Below are 18446 nucleotides of genomic sequence, written 5' to 3'. Positions count from 1 at the left end.
AGCAGGGAGGCTCCAGCGCAGACGCCGTAAGGAGGCTCCGCGATGCCTAGGCAAGGGCGAGTGGTTTTACCGAATTATCCGCTTCACGTGGTCCAGCGGGGACACAATCGGCAAGTGGTATTCGCCGAGGACGAGGACTACCAGCGTTACCTCTCCGATCTACGGGACCTCAAGGATGCCTTTGGTATCAAGGTCTACGCATTTTGCCTGATGACCAACCATGTCCATCTGCTCTTGGCGCCTGGTGATTCGCTGTCTGGCTTGGCGCAACTGATGAAAACGCTGGCGGCGCGCACGACACGATATCGGAATCGCTTGGAGGGCCGTTCCGGAACGTTGTGGGAAAGTCGCTATAAATCGAGTGTCGTACAGAGCGATGCCTACCTGCTGGCGTGTTGCCGGTACATCGAACTGAACCCTGTTCGGGCGCGGATGGTGGACGATGTGGCGGCCTATCCCTGGTCAAGTTATGGGCTGCGGGCGGATTGGTTGAAGGAGCCAAACTGGTTGGATATGGATCCCTGCTTCATTGAGCTAGGTCAGACGGCCGAAGAGAGATATCGGCGATACGTAACGTTCATGAAAGAGGCGATACCGGCCGAGGAATTGAGGCTGATTCGCGAGGCGGTTCAGCGTGGACAACTGACGGGCAATCAACGGTTCGTGGACGAGATAGAGCGGGTAGCCGGGGTGAGAATAGAGCGGCGTGGGCAAGGGCGGCCGAGATTAGAGTAGGGAAAATAAATCTGTCCCCTTTTTTCTGTCCTTTTTTCTGTCCCCTTTTTTCTTCTTCAGATTAATGAGCTTGCTGGAAAGGCAATAAATGAAATACTTCAGAGTGGAGTGAAGAGTAATGGCGCCGGGGGAAGATACCCGGGAGGCTGGATAACTTATACATTACCAGACGGACGGGCTGCTAGTTGGGGTGGGGATGGTAAATTTATTGGCTTTAGAGGCGTGCAAAAATGAAGGTAAATTTGATTTTTGAAAAAGTTGGAGATATTAATAGTGATTATCCATATCTTTGTGTATATAGGGAGGGGGAGAGAGAGCCTTTTATGGAGATATCAGTGAGTAAAGAAAGAAAGATTGAGTTTGTTTTTTATTCTAGAACTGATAATTTTTCCCTAAGCTCTGAAGAGTTCTATGAGATATATGGTAGGGCGGAAGCTTTTTTGCCTCAAGCTTTAGAGAATGAAGATTCGCTGTAATATTTAAATAAAGAGACTGGTTATAATGGGAATTTTTATTTTCCTGACTCTAGTGTTATCCGACGGAAAATATGAATTCGATACTTTGATTTCAGCAGCATAAAGGGGACAAGCATAAAGGGGACAGATTTATTTTCCCTACTCTAATTTTCTAAGCAGGGAGGCTCCAGCGCAGACGCCGTAAGGAGGCTCCGCGATGCCTAGGCAAGGGCGAGTGGTTTTACCGAATTATCCGCTTCACGTGGTCCAGCGGGGACACAATCGGCAAGTGGTATTCGCCGAGGACGAGGACTACCAGCGTTACCTCTCCGATCTACGGGACCTCGAGGATGCCTTCGATAACAAGCTCCATGCATTTTGCTGAATAACCACCCATATCCATCTGCTCCTGGCGGCTTGCCGACCCTCCTTTCTACTGCCCCGTCGCACAGCGCCCCAATGTACTAGTACACCGGAAACCGCCGTCTCCCGTTGAACGGGCGGGCCCCGGCCCCCTACCATTCGCAGCACACCGACCCGCGCAAAGGGAGCGGGATGCCGCGTAGGCAGGCCGCCATGGAAGGAGAAGCAAATATGCCGGTACTGGCTCTGAGACTCACCGCCCTGGCGGCCCTTGTGATCAGCGTGTCGGGGTGCGTCATGGAGGCCTATGGCAGTCGCGCGCGTAGCGATGCGCAGTCCTGGATCGGCTTGCCGATCCAGGATGTGATCAAGCGCTTCGGCGAGCCGGAACGTGTGACGGGGGATGCCGCCAGGCAGAAGTACGTGTGGAAGGAGTACGAGAACTATAGCCACGACTACGACTACACCTACTACGAGCAGGGCCATGGCAATACGCCCAACAGCTCGGTCCTGAACCAGAAGACCGGCACGGCCAACCAGAGCGGCTATTACACCTGCATCTACGAGTTCTTTGCCGACGCCTCGGGCAGGGTGGTCGATGCGACCGCGCGGGGTGAGTGCCGCTAGTTCCGGGCGCCCTTCACGCCGCAAAGGGCGATTGGCTCAGCCAGCCACCGCCTTGTCTCCGACGTCGCAGAGACGCCTCAGTCCAACGCGGAGGCGTCCCCTCCCCTCGCTCCGCCGTGATCGCCAGGCCGCCCTGCCTCACCCGGGTCCTGGTCCGGTCCTTGGCCTTGAAACCCGGCCGTTGCAGCCAGTAGCCGCGCAGGTTGATGCGGGACGCCAGGCGGTTGTCGTCGCGTTCGTCCAGCGGCGCTCCGAGGTTTCCCCGGCGCCTCACAGCAGGATCAGCAGCGCTCCTACCAGCAGCCCCGCCAGGCTGAAGGGTAGCGTTTGCAGGGCCAGCCGCTTGCCGCCCACCAGCACGACCAGGCCGGCCTTGACCAGGCTGTTGCTCAGGGCGGCAAGGGCGATGCCGCGGCTGGCCACGCCTGGATCGAGCTCGCCCTGCGCCGCGCGGGCCAGGGACAGGGTGATCGCGTCGACGTCGGCGAGGCCGGAGAGCAGCGCGACCGCGTAGATGCCGGCATCGCCGAACAGCCGCCGGCCGACCTCCACCAACAGCAGGATCGCGCTCAGCACGGCGGCGAAACGCAGGGCCGGGAGCAGTTCGAAGGGGTTGCGCAGGCCTGGCTCGTCGGGCGCCTCCTGGCTGGCGCGGCCGCCGCGCAGGGCGTGGAACAGCGTGCCGCCAAGGTAGACGAGGGTGGTGGCGGCGAATGGCAGGGCCAGCTCCTTCAGCAAGGCCGGGTGGATCGCGCCGATCTCGACGAGGATGCGCGGGAACATCAGCGCCGAGGTCGCCAGCAGGGCGCACGCCAACAGGGCGTCGGGCATGCGCTCGCGCAGGCGCGCCAGGGTCAGGGTCATCACCGTGGAGGACACCAGGCCGCCGAGCACCGCGGTCAGCAACAGGCCCTTGCGCGAGCCGATCAGGCGGATGGCCAGGTAGGCGGAGAAACCGAGGGCGGCGATCAGCACCACCATCCACCAGGTCAGGTAGGGATTGAAGAACGCCCAGGGACCATAGCCCTGGTTGGGCAGCACCGGCAGCAGGACCACGGAAATGAACAGCAGCTTGAGGGTGCCCGATAGCTCCTCGGCGGTCAGGCGCTTCAGCAGGGCGTGGAGCTTGTCCTTGAGGCTCAGCAGCAGGGTCAGCACGATGCCGCCGGCGGCAGCCAGCAGGCGCTGTTCGGTGAGGGCGAGGCTGCCGAGGAGGAAGGTCATCAACAGGGCGATCTCGGTGGTCATGCCCTGGTCGCCGCCACGCCTGACATCGCTCACGTAGCCGGCCACGGCCAGCGCCGCGAGGGCCAGCAGCAAGGCTACCCAGACTGCGCTGCCCAGTTCGCCCGCGAGCAGGGTGGCGAAGCCGCCGAGCAGGCCGGCCAGGCTGAAGGTGCGGATTCCGGCGATCTGCCGCGCATCTTCGTGGTCGCGCTCCTGCCAGCCGCGCTCGGCGCCGATCAGGAGGCCGATGGCCAGGGCCGTGCACAGGCTCAACAACAGATCCAGGGAAAGCGTCATGCTCGATTCCATTCGCCGGGAGAGAGGATGGCGACGTGCCTGTGCGCACCATAGCAGCAGACGACCCCGAGGCGCCCGCACGGCGGTGCGCCGTCCACCAAGAGCCCGTCGCTGCCGCCGATATCCATCGGGTTCTCCGCCCCGGTGTAGGCGCACGGGAGCTGGCGTAGGGAAAGTCCGCTGTTTTTCGGCCGCTGACGGTTCTCTTTCCGCGTGCTCCGACGGCCGCCAACAGTAAAAAAACCACGGCCAATCCTGATAGGCGGAGGGGCGCCTCGTTCCTAGACTGGCGGGGAAACATCAGGAGACGTCAATCATCATGCATATTCAATCATCTCAGCAGAACCCGTCTTTCGTGGCTGAGTTGAGCCAGGCCGTGGCCGGGCGCCTGGGACAGGTCGAGGCCCGCCAGGTGGCCACTCCCCGGGAGGCGCAACAACTGGCCCAGCGCCAGGAAGCACCGAAGGGCGAGGGCCTGCTCTCCCGCCTGGGGGCCGCCCTCGCGCGTCCCTTCGTGGCGATCATCGAGTGGCTGGGCAAACTGCTGGGGAGCCGTGCCCACGCCTCCACCCAGGCGCCGCTCTCCCGTCAGGACGCGCCGCCTGCCGCCAGTCTCTCGGCCGCCGAGATCAAGCAGATGATGCTGCAAAAGGCACTGCCCCTGACCTTGGGCGGACTTGGCAAGGCGAGCGAGCTGGCGACTTTGACAGCGGAGAGGCTGGCGAAGGATCACACGCGCCTGGCCAGCGGCGACGGCGCCCTGCGCTCGCTGGCCACCGCCCTGGTCGGGATTCGCGATGGCAGCCGGATCGAGGCTTCCCGTACCCAGGCTGCCCGCCTGCTCGAACAGAGCGTTGGGGGGATCGCGCTGCAACAGTGGGGGACCGCGGGCGGTGCCGCCAGCCAGCATGTACTCAGCGCAAGCCCGGAGCAACTGCGCGAAATCGCCGTCCAACTGCATGCGGTAATGGACAAGGTCGCCCTGTTGCGCCACGCGGTAGAGAGCGAGGTAAAGGGCGAGCCTGTCGACAAGGCGCTGGCGGATGGCCTGGTGGAGCACTTCGGGCTGGAGGCGGAGCAGTACCTAGGCGAACACCCGGACGGGCCGTACAGCGATGCCGAGGTGATGGCGCTCGGTCTTTATACCAACGGCGAGTACCAGCACCTGAATCGTTCCCTGCGTCAGGGGCGAGAGCTGGATGCGGGCCAGGCGTTGATCGACCGGGGCATGTCTGCCGCGTTCGAAAAGAGCGGACCGGCTGAACAGGTCGTGAAGACCTTCCGCGGCACTCAGGGCAGGGATGCCTTCGAGGCGGTGAAAGAGGGCCAGGTCGGCCACGACGCCGGCTATCTCTCCACCTCCCGGGACCCCAGCGTTGCCAGGAGCTTCGCGGGCCTGGGCACGATAACCACCCTGTTCGGCAGATCCGGGATCGATGTCAGCGAGATATCGATCGAGGGCGATGAGCAGGAGATCCTCTACGACAAGGGGACCGACATGCGCGTGCTTCTCAGCGCCAAGGATGGGCAGGGTGTGACCCGTCGGGTGCTCGAAGAGGCCACGCTGGGGGAACGGAGCGGCCACGGCGAGGGACTGCTCGATGCCCTGGACCTGGCAACCGGGACGGATCGTTCAGGCAAGCCCCAGGAACAGGACCTGCGCCTGAGAATGCGCGGCCTCGACCTGGCCTGACCGGTCGACGGCAGAGACGGACACTCCCAAGGGGTGTCCGTTTTCGTTTGCGCCGTACAGCGTCGGGCGCAATGGGCGGCAAGGATGTCTGGCTGGCTGCCACCGGTGGGTGGCGGACACCGGTGCCCGGCGTCCCACCTCGATCCTGCGAACGAGACGCAGTCAGAATTCTCCGAGTATGCTTCCTGCATAACGAAACGATCGGAATAACTGTGGTAACTTTGCCGCCCACCGAGATGGCCTATTGATGGCTCATACGGTTCGTGCATCGCTTCCCGCACGATTGTTTCGGATTTCCAAGGCCGGCCGGGAGCGCCGGTTGATCGACGCATTCGTATTTCAAGGAAAGAAATCGTGGCCACCCCATTTCGCCCCTCGCCTTGGCGCGCCGCCGTGCCGCCTGGCCTTCCTCGATTTTCACTACGCCCTCTTTTCCGCACACGGGTCGGCTAGAAGCCGCTCCGCGTCGATAGCGTTTTTTTCCAGGAGAACCCCATGAGTCACAGCGCCAAGAAAACACTACTGCCGCTCCTCGCCGTTGCCACCCTGGCCGGCCTGGCGGGCTGCGCCACCGAGACCTCCACCGCGTTGCCGGTACAGCAGGTCGAGAGCGTCAACCGACCCTACAGCGGCGTGCGTTCGCCGATTGCGGTAGGCAAGTTCGACAACCGCTCCAGCTACATGCGCGGGATCTTTTCCGATGGCGTCGACCGCCTCGGCGGCCAGGCCAAGACCATTCTCATCACCCACCTGCAGCAGACCAATCGCTTCAACGTGCTGGACCGCGACAACATGAGCGAGATCCAGCAGGAAGCGGCGATCAAGGGCCAGGCCCAGCGCCTGAAGGGTGCCGACTACGTGGTGACCGGCGACGTCACCGAGTTCGGCCGCAAGGAAGTCGGCGACCGCCAGCTGTTCGGCATCCTTGGCCGCGGCAAGTCGCAGATCGCCTACGCCAAGGTGGCGCTGAACATCGTCAACATCTCTACCTCGGAGGTCGTCTATTCGACCCAGGGCGCTGGCGAGTACGCCCTGTCCAACCGCGAGGTGATCGGCTTCGGCGGCACCGCCAGCTACGACTCGACCCTCAACGGCAAGGTTCTCGACCTGGCCATGCGCGAGGCGGTGAACAAGTTGGTCAACGCGGTCGATAGCGGCGCCTGGAAGCCACAGAACCAATAATCCACCAGAAACCAGGGAATCACGGCACACATGAGCAAGACGATCACATGGACGGCGGCGCTGCTGGGGAGCATGGCGCTGGCCGGGTGCAGCGGACCGAAGACGCTGTACCAGTGGGAGGGCTACCAGGCCCAGGTCCACGAATACTTCAAGGGTGAATCCAAGGAGGCCCAGGCGCAGGCGCTGGAAGCCGACCTCGAGAAGATCCGGGCGAAGAACGGCGCGGTGCCACCGGGCTACCACGCCCAGCTGGGGCTGCTCTATTCCAGCATCGGCAAGGACGACCAGATGGTCCGCGAGTTCGAGACCGAGAAGGCGCTGTTTCCCGAGTCGGCGACCTACATGGACTTCCTCCTGAACAACGCCCGTGGAGGTGCCCGTTGAAACTCGCCCGACTGTCCGGCCTGGTGGCCGGTTTCACCCTGCTGGCCCTGCTCGGCGGCTGCGCGCCGACCAAGAGCGTCGACTACTCGGCGTTCAAGCAGGCCAAGCCGCGCTCGATCCTGGTCCTGCCGCCGCTGAACGAGTCGCCCGACGTGAAGGCGACCTACAGCATGCTCTCGCAGGTCACCTTCCCGCTGGCCGAGGCCGGCTACTACGTGGTGCCGGTGGCGCTGGCCGACGAGACCTTCCGCCAGAACGGCCTGACCAGCGCCGGCGACGTGCACCAGGTGTCCCCGGCCAAGCTGCGCGAGATCTATGGCGCCGACGCGGCGCTGTACGTCACGGTGAGCGACTACGGCACGCGCTACATGGTGATCAGCAGCGCGACCATCGTCACCGCCAGCGCCAAGCTGGTCGACCTGCGTTCCGGCACCACCCTGTGGACCGGCTCGGCGACCGCCTCCAGCGAGGAAGGCAACGGCGGCAACAACGGCGGCCTGGTGGGCATGCTGATCACCGCGGCGGTCAAGCAGATCATCAACAGTTCGGTGGAGGACGCCGGTTATCCGATCGCCGGGATGACCAGCGCGCGCCTGCTCTCGGCCGGCCAGCCGGGCGGACTGTTGTACGGCCCGCGCTCGCCGAGGTACGGCAGCGACTGAGCCGTGCGCCGGGGCTACGGGGACGTCTCCGTGGCCTCGGCGCAAGCCGCCGGGAGGGGCTTGGCCGCTGCGTTGCGCTTGGCCATGTACTGGCGGATCAGGTCGTCGAGCAACGCCCGGATGGCGCGCCGCTCGTCCAGCCGCAGGCGGCCGATGGCCTCGAACTGCAGGCGCAGGTCTTCCGGCAGCGCCTGCCGCTCGCTGCGCTCGCAGACCAGCCAGTCGAGCGGTACCGCGAAACGTCCGGCGATGGTTTGCAGCACCGCCAGCGACGGGTGCCCGCCCTTGGTTTCGAAGTGCCGCAACTGGCTCACGGTGACGCCCAGTCGCTCGGCCATCTGCCGTTGGGTCAGGGCATTCTGTTGGCGTAGGCGTAGGAGATTCTGCGCGAAGCTCATGGAAAACTCTCCAAGTCAGGAAATCCTTGCCACCGCCCCGGTGATGCGGGCGATGGCGGTTGTCTCCATCATCGGCGTTCGCACTCTTCGACTCTGCCCTACCGTTCCGGCGTGGGCCTGGGAAAGCTCCGGGTCGTGAGTCCGAGGTTTCCCCGCGTGCCGCCTGACTCAGTAGAGGCTGAAGCGACGGGCTACGGTCCAGTTGGCCTGCGTCGGCGGCAGTTCGGCTTCGCGGCGAAGCGATAGGTCGCGAGGGCCTTGCGCCTGGCGAGGACTAGTCCGCTTGCTGCCCCTGCGCCAGGGCGTTGCCGACGCTCACCAGCAGCGCCCGGGTCTGCGCCACGATGGCGCTGCGGTAGGCCTCGTAGCGGGCGTCGCTGATGGCGTTGTCGTTGCGCGCGCCGCCGCCGCTCGCCGGTACACCGGTGTAGTAGTTGTTCATCACCGGGACATGGATGTGCCCGGCGGGAATCTCCAGGCGGAACGCGTCGCGCAGCACGGTGTTGCGGTAGGCGCTCTCGTTGGACAGGTAGTCGCCGCCACCGCCGTTGCGCGCGCAGATCCGTCGGTTCGGCGGGAGCACCAGGGAGGGATCGGGCATGGCGTTCATCACCCCGTTGGTCGGCACGTTTTCGGTGCGCGGGTTGGCGCAATCGGGGAAGAAGTCGTAGTTGGTGTGCCAGGTGACGTCGAAGCCTTCCGCGGCCTGGCTGGTAGCGCCCGGCGGCCGCTCGATGCCGCGCCAGGTATCGGCGGCGAGCAACTGGCGGACCGGCAGCGAGGCCTTGGAGAACTGTGCCGGCAGGTTCTGCCGCCAGCGGCTGGCACTGTCGTAGCCGAGCCAGCGGCGCGGCGGGTTGATATTGCAGCCGGAGCCCCGCAGGGAAATCGGCGTGGTACCGGGATTGGTCACGCTGCCCAGGGGGAGCACGTAGTTGGGCAAAGCGCTGTCGGCGGGGCAGTAGACGATGCCGTCGTTGCCGGCGGAGGAGCCGTGGAAACGGCCGTTCCAGGCTTCCAGCCAGAACTGGTTGGCGCCGCCCTGGCTGATGGTGATGGAGGCGTCGACCCGGCGCGGGCCGGGGCGGAACCAGGGGCCCAGGGTGTCTTCCTGCATGCCGCGGTTGAACGGGTCGTAGCTGACCGGCAACAGGTAGGCCTCGATACGCAGCAGGCTGCCGTCGGCCAGCCTGAACTCGCGGCCGTCCAGCGCAAGGGCGGTGGCGCCCGAGGGGTTGCCGTTGCGCAGGCCGGTGTTCGCCGTCCCGGGAGTGCCCAGGGTGAAGACGTCGAAGCCGCTGATGATCATCCGCCGGTAGCGCGAGCCGTCGGCGGCGTAGCGGCGTGGCAGGTCGATGTCCAGCTGTCCGCGCGAGGCGCGTTCGAAGCGCCATTGCAGCGCCTGGGCCTGGGCCTTGCCGAGGTGGAAGGATGGCGCCCACTGGCGCAGGGTGCGGGTCATGTAGAGGCGCGTCCAGTAGAGCATGCGGTCATCGCTGGCCGGCAGCGCGCCGGCGGGAATGGCGCGGCGACCCTGGGCCCGGTCGACGGCGGCGCGCCACAGCGCGCGGCCCTCTTCGGTGACCAGCTTCAGTGCCTTGGCGTAGCTGGTGACCGGGGTGCGGCCGTCGGCGGCGCACAGGCGCTTGGCGAAGGCCGGTTCGAAGCCGTCGAAGCCGGCGCCCTTGACGATGCGCTCGGCCAGCGGCGTCTGGTCATGGGTGACGACGTTGGCGCCGCTGAACGGCAGCGGCGTGTCGAGCCGGCGCTCCTCGTAGGGCAACGCTGCCTCGCGGTTCCAGGAGCAGGCGACGCTGGGCGGCTTGCGGGCGCCGGCGAGGTCGCCGTTGGCGGCCCAGCCGGCGCCGGGCAGCAGGGCTGCCGAGACGGCCAGGGTGAAGAGGGAGTATCGGCTTGCGTGACGGGCGTAGCGCATCGGGTGGACTCCTGTTCTTGTTCGGTTCATGGGTCGATCGGTGCGGCGGGCGGAGCGCGGGCGAGCGGCGCCCGCCGGCGGCGGGGGCCGGGACCGACGCAAGGTGCGTCGCGGGTTGCTGCGGTGGCGGACGGGAGGGCGGTGCTAGAGGGCGCGTGTCGCCGGTAGACGGAGGCGCGCGGAGGGAGGGTTGCGGGACGACGCGGAGGCGTCTGGGAAAGTCAGATCCTTTGCCATGGATGCACCGATCGTTGTTCTTGCTGTTGTGGGGCGTCGGTGGGTGCACGGCCGGACTTCGCACCCGTGCGGCATTCTTGGAGGCGCCGGCGCGGTGCGTCCAACGAATTTATGTGGCCGCCGGGGATAGGAAAAGTTGATGGCGAACCGGTGCCGAAGCCCCCTGCCCCGGTACTTTCGCTGGCGCTGCGGCAATCCACCGCACTGGCGCGTTCGCTCGGGCTGGTCTTTGCTCTCCGGGGTCCGGCGGCTCGCCGGCGAGTCTTGCGGTGCGCCGCGAGCGGACGGGCGTTCGGTCCTTCTGCAGGCAAATGCCCTTGTTTTCGGAGAAGGACACGGATCGTTGATCGCTGTTTCGACCAAGGAGGTCAGATGAAAAGGAAGATGCTGGCGGCTTCGCTGCTGCTGTGGATGTTCTCGCTGACGGCGCAGGCGGACTGCGCGGTGCTCGGGCCGGGGGAAGATCCCTGCGCGGGCCCGGTGCTGGGACCGACCGTCTGCGAGTGCCCGTGATGACCGACTGTACCCTCGACCAGGGACAGGGAGCGTTCGATTACCAACCAGGAGGTTGCAAATGAAGAAAGTACTGTTGGCTGTGTTCCTGCTCTGTGGCTTCTCTCTTACCGCCCAGGCCGCGTGCCCGGTTTTCGGCCCGTCCGAGGACCCGTGCAGCGGGCCGGTGTTCGGTCCGTCGACCTGCGAATGCCCTTGAGGTAGGTCGTCTGGCGGGCCCGGTGCAGCGGGCCCGCTTCCGGATGTATCGCTCGCTCGAAGTTGCCTTCTTTAATTCTCCATTCCCCGCGCCGCCCTACTTTTCCCGCTCGTCCATCGTCGCGTCGAACGTTGCCACGAAATCAGCGTCGATGGACAACTCTTATATTCAATAGTTGTACGATCTGAGTTTGTTGTAGTCATTTGCTTAGTTGGCTATTCATATGATTGCCGTAAAGCAATTATAAGTTTAATTGGATTAGCCTTCTAAGTCTTTGGAAAGATCCGTGAACGACCCTGTAATATCTGGTTGTAGAGCCGCGTAATGATGTTTCAGGATATTTCATTAATTTTGTAGATTATTGTTTTTCCTTTGTTTTTTTAAAAACAGCTACCAGATTTAGATAGATATTAATTAACTCGGCCACGTTTTTTCCTGTTCTATCATTGGCCTTCCTTGGGCGCAGGCCTGCCGAAACTGCTTATCTTCAGGTCCTCGAAAAGTTCATACATCGACCGCCTTGGGCGAAGCATTCGTACGCCGGAAATCGTCCGGCCGCACGGATGTTTTCAGCATGTTCTCTGGATGAGTTTCCCGATAAACATCAATTAGAGGAGTTTCCCTATGTGCGGTCTCGCGGGTTGGGTGGATTACACGCGCAAGCTCGACGACGAATTTCCGGCGATCTTCGCCATGACCGATACGCTCGCCTTGCGCGGGCCGGATGCCGAGGGCATCTGGAAGCACCGCAACGCCCTGCTGGGTCACCGGCGGCTGGCGGTCATCGACCTCAGCGGCGGCGTGCAGCCGATGTCCTATCGCTTTCCCACCGGCCAGGAGGTCACCCTCGTCTACACCGGCGAGGTGTACAACCACGATGCCCTGCGCGAGCGGTTGCGCCGGGCCGGACATGAGTTCCGCACCCGCAGCGATACCGAGGTGGTCCTGCACGCCTATCTGCAATGGGGCGAGCGTTGTTGCGAGTACCTGACCGGGATGTTCGCCTTCGCCGTCTTCGATGGCCGCGACGGCCACCTGCTGCTGGTGCGCGACCGCCTGGGCATCAAGCCGCTGTATTACGCGCGGCACCGCGAGGGACTGCTGTTCGGCTCGGAGATCAAGTCCATCCTGGCGCATCCGGAATTCGCCGCCAGGCTCGACGCGGTCGGCCTGGTCGACCTCCTGACGCTGTCCCGGGGCACTTCGCAGACGCCGTTCCGCGAGGTCCAGGAACTGCTGCCCGGCCACCTGCTGTCCTGGCGTCCCAATTCCCAGGCGAAGTTGCGCCGCTACTGGGAGGTGCGCCGCCAGGAGCATGCCGACGACCTGCAGAGCACCGTGCAGCGCACCCGCGAACTGGTCACCCGCGCCCTGGGGGCGCAATTGCACGCCGACGTTCCGGTGTGTTCGCTGCTATCGGGTGGGCTCGATTCGACCGCCCTGACCGGCATCGCCCAGCGCATCGCGAAGGCGGAGCACGGCGGCGACATCAATTCGTTCTCGGTGGACTTCGTCGGCCAGGCCGAGCAGTTCCGCAGCGACGACCTGCGTCCCGACCAGGACCAGCCGTTCGCCCTGCTGGCCGCGCAGTACATCGGCAGCCGTCATCGCACCGTGCTCATCGACAATGCCGAACTGGTCTGCGAACGAGCGCGCGAAGAGGTATTCCGGGCCAAGGACGTACCTTTCACCTTCGGCGACATGGATACCTCGCTGCACCTGATGTTCGGCGAGATCCGCCGGCATTCCACGGTGGCCATCTCCGGTGAAGGCGCCGACGAGCTGTTCGGTGGCTACGGCTGGTTCCGCGATCCGCAGGCGGTGGCTGCGGCGCGCTTCCCCTGGGCCTCCAGGGTGCGCCTGCCGGCCGGCTTCATCGACGCCGGTTTCAACCGCCGCTGCGATCTCCTCCAGTACCAGCAGGCCAGCTACGACGATGGGCTGCGCCAGGTCGAACACCTGGCCGGCGACAGCCCGGAGGAGCGGCGGATGCGCGAGTTCAGCCATCTGCATCTGAAGCGCTGGATGGTGCTGCTGCTCGAACGCAAGGATCGCCTGAGCATGTGCAACGGCCTGGAGGTGCGGGTGCCCTACACCGACCATGAGCTGGTGGAGTACGTCTACAACGTGCCCTGGTCGATCAAGAGCCGGGACGGCGAGGAGAAGTGGCTGCTCAAGCGGGCCTGCGCCGACTATGTCCCGGAAGCCGTGCTCAAGCGCCGCAAGAGCCCTTATCCGACTTCTGCCAACCTCGGCTACGAGGGTTTCCTGCGCGGGAGCGTGCGGCGTCTGCTGGAGGACGCGGCGAACCCGGTGTTCGGCATCGTTTCGCGAGAGTTCCTGGCCGCCGAACTGGAGCATCCGGAGGGGTACTTCAACACCCAGGTGAGCCGCCACAACCTGGAGACCGCGCTGGCGCTGGAAGGCTGGCTCAGGTTGTACGGGCTCTCCGCCTGAGCGTGACGCGGGGCGTGGCGGGTTCGGGCTGCTGTCCGGCCCGCCGGCGTCTTCAGGCGTCGGGCATTTCGCCGCGTTCGCCGAGCCCCACCGGCATGCCTTCCACGCCGGCATGGAACAGCAGGGCTTCCACCGGTTCGGCCCCGGCTATCAGGCGATGGATGATGTTCATCAGGCAACCCGCCGCCTCGCCTTCCAGCACCCGCGTGCTCTGGGCTCCGTCGCGGGTCTCCAGGCGCAGTTCGCCCTTGAGCACGTAAAGCGCGCTGGGCATCGGATGGACCTGCCAGTCCAGGCGTTCGTGGGCGGCCAGGCTCAGGCGCTGCACGGTGAGCTGCGGCTGGCCAAGGGGATAGCCGAGGTAGAGCGAGCCGTTCCAGGCGCAGCCGCTGCGCAGCAGGGTTTCGCGGTGCGGACTGGTTGCGGCCGGGAGGTCGCGGCTGGGTGGGAACACATGCACGTGGCTGGGGCGAAGGTCCATCGGGCGTCCTGCGCTTGTCGGTGTTTTTCCTCAGTCAAGCCGGCTTTCACCGCCTGCTCCACTGCCGCTTCTGCTAGGCGGCAGCGGGCCATCAAGGAGGCGGTTGGTTCATCGCAGGCGGCGGCTTTCTCCTTTAGCCTCGGCGCATCGGCGGATAACGCTGCGCGTTATGCGCCCTACGACTTCCCGATGAGAGGCGATGCCTTCTCAAGCCTCGCGGATGAACCGCACGGGTACCCGCTCGGTCAGCCAGACGCCGTTCTCCGCCTGGTGGAATAGGTGCCCGGCCAGGTGCATGTCGCGCGCGTCGATTTCCAGCAGAACCGGGCTGCCGTAGCGGCGGCCGACTTCCAGGGCGATGGCGCGGCGGGCGGAGAGATGGACGTGGTGGCGGCTGCCGGGAACCAGGCCGTGCTCGCGGATGGAGTCGAGGAAACGGCTGGCGGTGCCGTGGTAGAGCACTGCGGGCGGGACCGCGGGGGCGTAGGCGATGGCCACCGCGGCATGCGAGTGGCCTTGTACGGCGCGGATGCGCTGGCCATCGGCGGAGAGGGCGAAGCGCTTCTTGTCGTTGTTCTCGACCACCGCGCCGAGCAGCGCGCGGTCGAGGGCGCGGCCGTCCCGCGCCGCGCCGGCGATCAGGGCGTCGATGTCGGCCCAGCCTTCGCCGTCCAGCGTAAGTCCGATGGCCTCGGGCTGGTGGCGAAGGACATAGCTGAGGAACTTGCTGGTGTCTTCGAGGGTTTTCCGATCCATTCCATGGTCCTTGTGCGTGCCATCCCGGCGCGGGAACCTCAGGCGCCGCCGAGGAAGTCCATCTTGCCCAGCTCGACGCCGTTGTGGCGGAGGATGGCGTAGGCGGTGGTGACGTGGAAGAAGAAGTTGGGCAGGGCGAAGCCGAAGAGGAAGTCGCGGCCGTTGAAGCTGATCTCCTGGCCGCGCACCTTGAGGGTCACGTTGCGCTCTTCGGCGCCGTCCAGTTGTTCCTCGCGGATGCCCTCGAGGAACTCGACGGTGCGGGCGATGCGTGCCTGGAGTTCGTCGAAGGTGGTTTCCGTATCCGCGTAGCTCGGCACTTCCAGCCCGGCCAGCCGCGCGCCGGCGCCCTTGGCGGCGTCGCTGGCGATCTGCACCTGGCGTGCCAGGGGGAACATGTCCGGCGCCAGCCGGGCGTCGATGAAGATGCGCGGATCGATGTTCTTCGCTTCGGCGTGGGCGGCGGCTTTCTTCAGGATCGCCGAGAGGTTGCCGAGGGTGCGCAGGAAGGTCGGGATCGAAGCCTGGTAGATCGACAGGGACATGGACGTGCTCCAGACAGGGGATAAAGGTGCGCCGAAGGCGGCGCGTCCAGCAGTCTACCCGGCTTTCACGCCAGCGCCAGGGGGCCCGCCTCGTCCCAGTGCGGATCGGCCGCCATCCGTTCGACCAGGAAGTCCAGCAGCGCCCGCAGCGCCGGCGGCATCTGCCGGCGCGAGGCGTACACCGCGTGGATGCCGAGCACCTGCGGCGACCACTCCGGCAGCAGCGCCACCAGGCGTCCGCTACGGATCAGCGGGGCTGCCGAGTACAGCGGCTGCTGGCTGATCCCGGCACCGGCGGCGGCGGCCTCCAGCAGCACGGTGGATTCGTTGGCGCTGAGACTGCCACCCACCGGCACGCTGGTCGGCTCGCCGTCGCGCTCGAACTGCCAGAGACTACGGCCGAAGTAGGAGTAGGTCAGGCAGTTGTGCAGCGCCAGGTCCTCCGGGCGCCGCGGGGTGCCGTGGCGGCGCAGGTAGTCCGGCGCGGCGCAGATCACCGAGCGGCATTCGCCGAGGCGGCGGGCGATCAGGTTGGGGTCGAGTTGGTTGGCGATGCGCAGGGCCAGGTCGATGCGCTCCTCCACCAGGTTGACCACCTGGCTGTTGACCTGCAGGTCGATGGCGGTGCCCGGGTAGCGCTCGACGAAGGCGGCGGCGGCACGGGTCAGCCAGGCCTGGGCGAAGGACAGGCTGCTGGTGATGCGCAGGGTGCCGCGCGGGCTGTCGCGGCGGGTTTGGCCGGTGGCCTGCATGGCGTCGGCCACGGCGAGCATCTCGCGGCACTGCGGCAACAGTTCCGCGCCGGCGTCGGTCAGGCTCAGGCGGCGGGTGCTGCGGTGCAGCAGGCGTGCGCCGACCCACTCCTCTAGCTCGGCGAGGTAGCGCGAGACCATCGCCCGGGACATGTCCAGGCGCTCGGCGGCGGCGGTCTGGCTGCCGCTGTCGATGACCTCGACGAAGACGCGAGTGGCGATCAGGCGGTCCATGATTCGCTCGATCCATGCAACAAAGCTGTGATTATTGCGGGGCTTTTTGCGCGCTTTCAAGCAACTAACATGGCAAGCCTCTGATCCCACTGCCTGGAGAACCGCTCATGTCGCGCCATGGATTGCTTCGTACCCTGTTCGCCGCCGCCGCCCTGCTGGGTGCCGCCGGCGTCTTCGCCGCCAGCGCCGAACCGCTGCGGCTGGAGGTCTACAACCCCGGCGAGAAGGCGATCTTCGCCGTGTCCTCGGAACTGCTGCTGGGCCAGCGCGAGGCGATGCTGATCGACGCGCAGTTCTCCCGCGCCGACGCCGAGCAACTGGTCAAGCGTATCCAGGCCAGCGGCAAGACCCTCAGCACTATCTACATCAGCCACGGCGACCCGGACTTCTACTTCGGCCTCGACGTGCTGAAGGCCGCCTTCCCCGAGGCGAAGATCCTCGCGACGGCGCAGACCGTCGCACACATCCAGGCGACCAAGGACGCCAAGCTGGCCTACTGGGGGCCGATCCTCAAGGACAACGCGCCGACGTCGCTGGTGGTGCCGGAGCCGCTGAAGGGCGACCAGTTGAAGCTGGAAGGCCATGCCCTGAAGGTGGTCGACCTGAAGGGGCCGAGCCCGGACCGCACGGTGCTGTGGATTCCGTCGCTGAAGACGGTGGTCGGTGGCGTGCTGGTGGAATCCGGTTCGCACGTCTGGACCGCCGATACCCAGACCAAGGCCTCGCGCCAGGCCTGGGTGGCGATGCTCGACCGGATCGAGGCGCTGCAACCGCGGCGCGTGGTACCCGGCCATTTCACCGGCGAGGAGCCGAAGGGCCTGGACGGCGTGCGCTTCACCCGTGACTACCTGAGGGCCCTGGAAGCCGAACTGCCCAAGGCCAGGGATTCCGCCGCGCTGGTCGAGGCGATGAAGCGCCGCTACCCGAACCTGCCGGGCGAGGAAGGCCTGGAGCTGAGCGCCAAGGTGCTCAAGGGCGAGATGCAGTGGCCCTGAGCCGCGCCCGCCGATAGCCGCTGATCGAGGCGTCCCCTGCGGGGCGTCTCGTGGAGACCGAGATGAACGACCTCACCCTGCATTACCTCTACGATCCGCTCTGCGGCTGGTGCTACGGCGCCTCGCCGCTGCTCGCCGCCGCCCGCGAGGTGACGGGTCTGGACGTACGCCTGCATGGCGGCGGCATGATGACCGATGCCAACCGCCAGCCGGTCGGCGCCGGCCTGCGCCACTACGTGATGCCCCACGACCTGCGGATCGCCCAGCTGACCGGTCAGCCGTTCGGCAAGGACTACTTCGACGGCCTGCTGCGCGACACCAGCGCGGTATTCGACTCGGCCCCGCCGACCGCCGCCGTGCTTGCCGCCGAAGCGCTCGACGGCCTCGGCGCGGAGATGCTGGCGCGGATCCAGCGTGCCCACTACGTCGAGGGCCGGCGTATCGCCGAGCGTCCGATACTGCTCGAGCTGGCTGCCGAACTGGGGCTTGGCGAGGGCTTCGCCGAGGCGTTCGACGCCTGCTCCGGCGAGCCGCTGCGCGCGCACTTCGCCGACAGTCGGCGGCTGATGAACCGCCTCGGCGCCGCTGGCTTCCCGACCTTCGCCCTGGAGCGCGACGGCCGCCTGCAGGTGCTCGACACCGGGCGCTACCTCGGCCAGCCGGACGACTGGAGGACTCTCCTCGAAACGCAGCTGTGCCTTGCCGGCGGCAGCGGTGCCGTGGGCGGGGCCGCGGCGCCGCTCTGCCGCATCGACGGTTGCGCCTGAATCCCGCCGCCGCGCAGGCGGACTGAACTTGTCCGGCTGCGTCGTCCTCCCATGTAGACATGCCCGCTCGCCGACGCGAGCGGATGTCCATCCACAGCTCCGGAGGAGTCGACATGAAGAAGACGGCATCGGCGGTCTGGCAAGGCGGCCTGAAAGACGGCAAGGGCACCCTTTCCACCGAAAGCGGCGCGCTCAAGGACAACCCCTATGGCTTCAATACCCGCTTCGAGGGCGCACCGGGAACCAACCCGGAAGAGCTGATCGGCGCGGCCCACGCCGGCTGCTTCAGCATGGCCCTGTCGATGATGCTCGGCGAGGCCGGCCTGACCGCCGAACGTATCGAGACCCGCGCCGAGGTCACCCTCGACAAGCAGTCCGACGGTTTCGCCATCACTGCCGTGCACCTGGTGCTCAGGGCGCGCGTGCCGGGGGCGGACGCGCAGACCTTCGAGCAGATCGCCAACAAGGCCAAGGCCGGTTGCCCGGTATCCAAGGTGCTCAACGCGAAGATCAGCCTGGACGCCAGCCTCGACGGCTGAGCGGAACGCTTC

20 protein-coding genes and 1 pseudogene are annotated in these 18446 nt (G+C 65.7%); 14 read left to right on the top strand and 7 right to left on the bottom strand.

The genetic code is table 11. The features are described 5' to 3' along the window. Positions 1-42 precede the first annotated feature (42 nt). The 4 genes and pseudogenes from HMPREF2886_RS00165 to HMPREF2886_RS00155 all read left to right on the top strand — a co-directional run bounded on the left by HMPREF2886_RS00165 (position 43) and on the right by HMPREF2886_RS00155 (position 2180). Positions 43-735, top strand: coding sequence for a transposase (locus HMPREF2886_RS00165; RefSeq protein ID WP_016252823.1), 693 nt, complete (start codon positions 43-45; stop codon positions 733-735). A gap of 230 nt (positions 736-965) precedes the next feature. After that, complete coding sequence (locus tag HMPREF2886_RS34120; RefSeq protein ID WP_126558269.1) at positions 966-1211, top strand: hypothetical protein; 246 nt, start codon at positions 966-968, stop codon at positions 1209-1211. Positions 1212-1407: 196 nt separating this feature from the next. Then, positions 1408-1572: pseudogene (locus tag HMPREF2886_RS34675) on the top strand (transposase); the annotation flags it as partial. A gap of 212 nt (positions 1573-1784) precedes the next feature. Then, complete coding sequence (locus tag HMPREF2886_RS00155; protein ID WP_003114584.1) at positions 1785-2180, top strand: hypothetical protein; 396 nt, start codon at positions 1785-1787, stop codon at positions 2178-2180. Between the two features lie 270 nt (positions 2181-2450). Here HMPREF2886_RS00155 and HMPREF2886_RS00150 read toward each other — a convergent pair whose 3' ends face one another. Beyond that, positions 2451-3860, bottom strand: coding sequence for an MgtC/SapB family protein (locus tag HMPREF2886_RS00150; RefSeq protein ID WP_004347041.1), 1410 nt, complete (start codon positions 3858-3860; stop codon positions 2451-2453). Between the two features lie 163 nt (positions 3861-4023). On the opposite strand from HMPREF2886_RS00150, the gene exoT reads away from it, so the two are divergent. From exoT to HMPREF2886_RS00130, 4 genes are all read left to right on the top strand, one after another. Beyond that, positions 4024-5397: a T3SS effector bifunctional cytotoxin exoenzyme T gene (gene exoT, locus HMPREF2886_RS00145; RefSeq protein ID WP_003118491.1), complete on the top strand. Its 1374-nt coding sequence runs from the start codon at positions 4024-4026 to the stop codon at positions 5395-5397. Positions 5398-5892: 495 nt separating this feature from the next. Beyond that, positions 5893-6579, top strand: coding sequence for a CsgG/HfaB family protein (locus HMPREF2886_RS00140; protein WP_003104306.1), 687 nt, complete (start codon positions 5893-5895; stop codon positions 6577-6579). A 30-nt stretch (positions 6580-6609) separates the two neighbouring features. Beyond that, the gene (locus HMPREF2886_RS00135; RefSeq protein ID WP_003083569.1) at positions 6610-6963 is read left to right on the top strand and encodes a DUF4810 domain-containing protein; all 354 of its coding nucleotides are present in this window, start codon (positions 6610-6612) and stop codon (positions 6961-6963) included. Next, positions 6960-7625: a DUF799 domain-containing protein gene (locus HMPREF2886_RS00130; protein ID WP_003083573.1), complete on the top strand. Its 666-nt coding sequence runs from the start codon at positions 6960-6962 to the stop codon at positions 7623-7625. Before HMPREF2886_RS00135 ends, HMPREF2886_RS00130 begins: the two co-directional genes overlap by 4 nt. A gap of 14 nt (positions 7626-7639) precedes the next feature. Here the strand turns inward: HMPREF2886_RS00130 and HMPREF2886_RS00125 are convergent, their stop codons facing one another. Both HMPREF2886_RS00125 and HMPREF2886_RS00120 read right to left on the bottom strand, forming a co-directional pair. Then, positions 7640-8023 carry a helix-turn-helix domain-containing protein gene (locus tag HMPREF2886_RS00125; protein ID WP_042169871.1) on the bottom strand — a complete coding sequence of 128 codons (384 nt, stop codon included), beginning with the start codon at positions 8021-8023 and terminating at the stop codon, positions 7640-7642. A 274-nt stretch (positions 8024-8297) separates the two neighbouring features. Continuing rightward, positions 8298-9959 (bottom strand): hypothetical protein, encoded by a 1662-nt coding sequence (locus HMPREF2886_RS00120; protein ID WP_070746570.1) that lies wholly within the window; start codon positions 9957-9959, stop codon positions 8298-8300. A gap of 609 nt (positions 9960-10568) precedes the next feature. On the opposite strand from HMPREF2886_RS00120, the gene HMPREF2886_RS00115 reads away from it, so the two are divergent. From HMPREF2886_RS00115 to asnB, 3 genes are all read left to right on the top strand, one after another. Continuing rightward, positions 10569-10709 (top strand): PA0050 family protein, encoded by a 141-nt coding sequence (locus HMPREF2886_RS00115; protein ID WP_003083582.1) that lies wholly within the window; start codon positions 10569-10571, stop codon positions 10707-10709. Positions 10710-10770: 61 nt separating this feature from the next. Further along, positions 10771-10908, top strand: coding sequence for a PA0050 family protein (locus HMPREF2886_RS34505; protein ID WP_003083584.1), 138 nt, complete (start codon positions 10771-10773; stop codon positions 10906-10908). A gap of 624 nt (positions 10909-11532) precedes the next feature. Next, positions 11533-13365, top strand: a complete 1833-nt coding sequence (asnB, locus tag HMPREF2886_RS00110; RefSeq protein ID WP_023122905.1) for an asparagine synthase (glutamine-hydrolyzing) — start codon at positions 11533-11535, stop codon at positions 13363-13365. Between the two features lie 52 nt (positions 13366-13417). Here the strand turns inward: asnB and HMPREF2886_RS00105 are convergent, their stop codons facing one another. The 4 genes from HMPREF2886_RS00105 to osaR all read right to left on the bottom strand — a co-directional run bounded on the left by HMPREF2886_RS00105 (position 13418) and on the right by osaR (position 16133). Then, positions 13418-13846, bottom strand: a complete 429-nt coding sequence (locus HMPREF2886_RS00105) for a cupin domain-containing protein (protein WP_003083588.1) — start codon at positions 13844-13846, stop codon at positions 13418-13420. Positions 13847-14053: 207 nt separating this feature from the next. Then, positions 14054-14602, bottom strand: a complete 549-nt coding sequence (locus HMPREF2886_RS00100; protein ID WP_042169865.1) for an RNA 2'-phosphotransferase — start codon at positions 14600-14602, stop codon at positions 14054-14056. A 38-nt stretch (positions 14603-14640) separates the two neighbouring features. Next, positions 14641-15147: a DUF1993 domain-containing protein gene (locus HMPREF2886_RS00095; protein ID WP_003083593.1), complete on the bottom strand. Its 507-nt coding sequence runs from the start codon at positions 15145-15147 to the stop codon at positions 14641-14643. A gap of 65 nt (positions 15148-15212) precedes the next feature. After that, the gene (gene osaR / locus HMPREF2886_RS00090; RefSeq protein ID WP_042169859.1) at positions 15213-16133 is read right to left on the bottom strand and encodes an oxidative stress response transcriptional regulator OsaR; all 921 of its coding nucleotides are present in this window, start codon (positions 16131-16133) and stop codon (positions 15213-15215) included. Positions 16134-16240: 107 nt separating this feature from the next. On the opposite strand from osaR, the gene HMPREF2886_RS00085 reads away from it, so the two are divergent. The 3 genes from HMPREF2886_RS00085 (at position 16241) to HMPREF2886_RS00075 (ending at position 18434) form a co-directional block, all read left to right on the top strand. Next, positions 16241-17128, top strand: coding sequence for an MBL fold metallo-hydrolase (locus HMPREF2886_RS00085; protein ID WP_033968181.1), 888 nt, complete (start codon positions 16241-16243; stop codon positions 17126-17128). 62 nt (positions 17129-17190) lie between these two features. Continuing rightward, positions 17191-17895 (top strand): disulfide reductase DsbM, encoded by a 705-nt coding sequence (gene dsbM, locus HMPREF2886_RS00080; RefSeq protein ID WP_058173339.1) that lies wholly within the window; start codon positions 17191-17193, stop codon positions 17893-17895. Between the two features lie 83 nt (positions 17896-17978). Beyond that, a complete protein-coding gene (locus tag HMPREF2886_RS00075; RefSeq protein ID WP_003118563.1) occupies positions 17979-18434 on the top strand; it encodes an OsmC family protein in 456 nt (151 codons plus the stop codon). The last annotated feature ends 12 nt before the right edge of the window (positions 18435-18446 follow it).

It is taken from the genome of Pseudomonas sp. HMSC066A08, from assembly GCF_001813025.1.
Taxonomy (GTDB): Bacteria; Pseudomonadota; Gammaproteobacteria; order Pseudomonadales; family Pseudomonadaceae; genus Pseudomonas; species Pseudomonas aeruginosa.
This window is presented reverse-complemented; position numbering and strand designations above follow the sequence as displayed.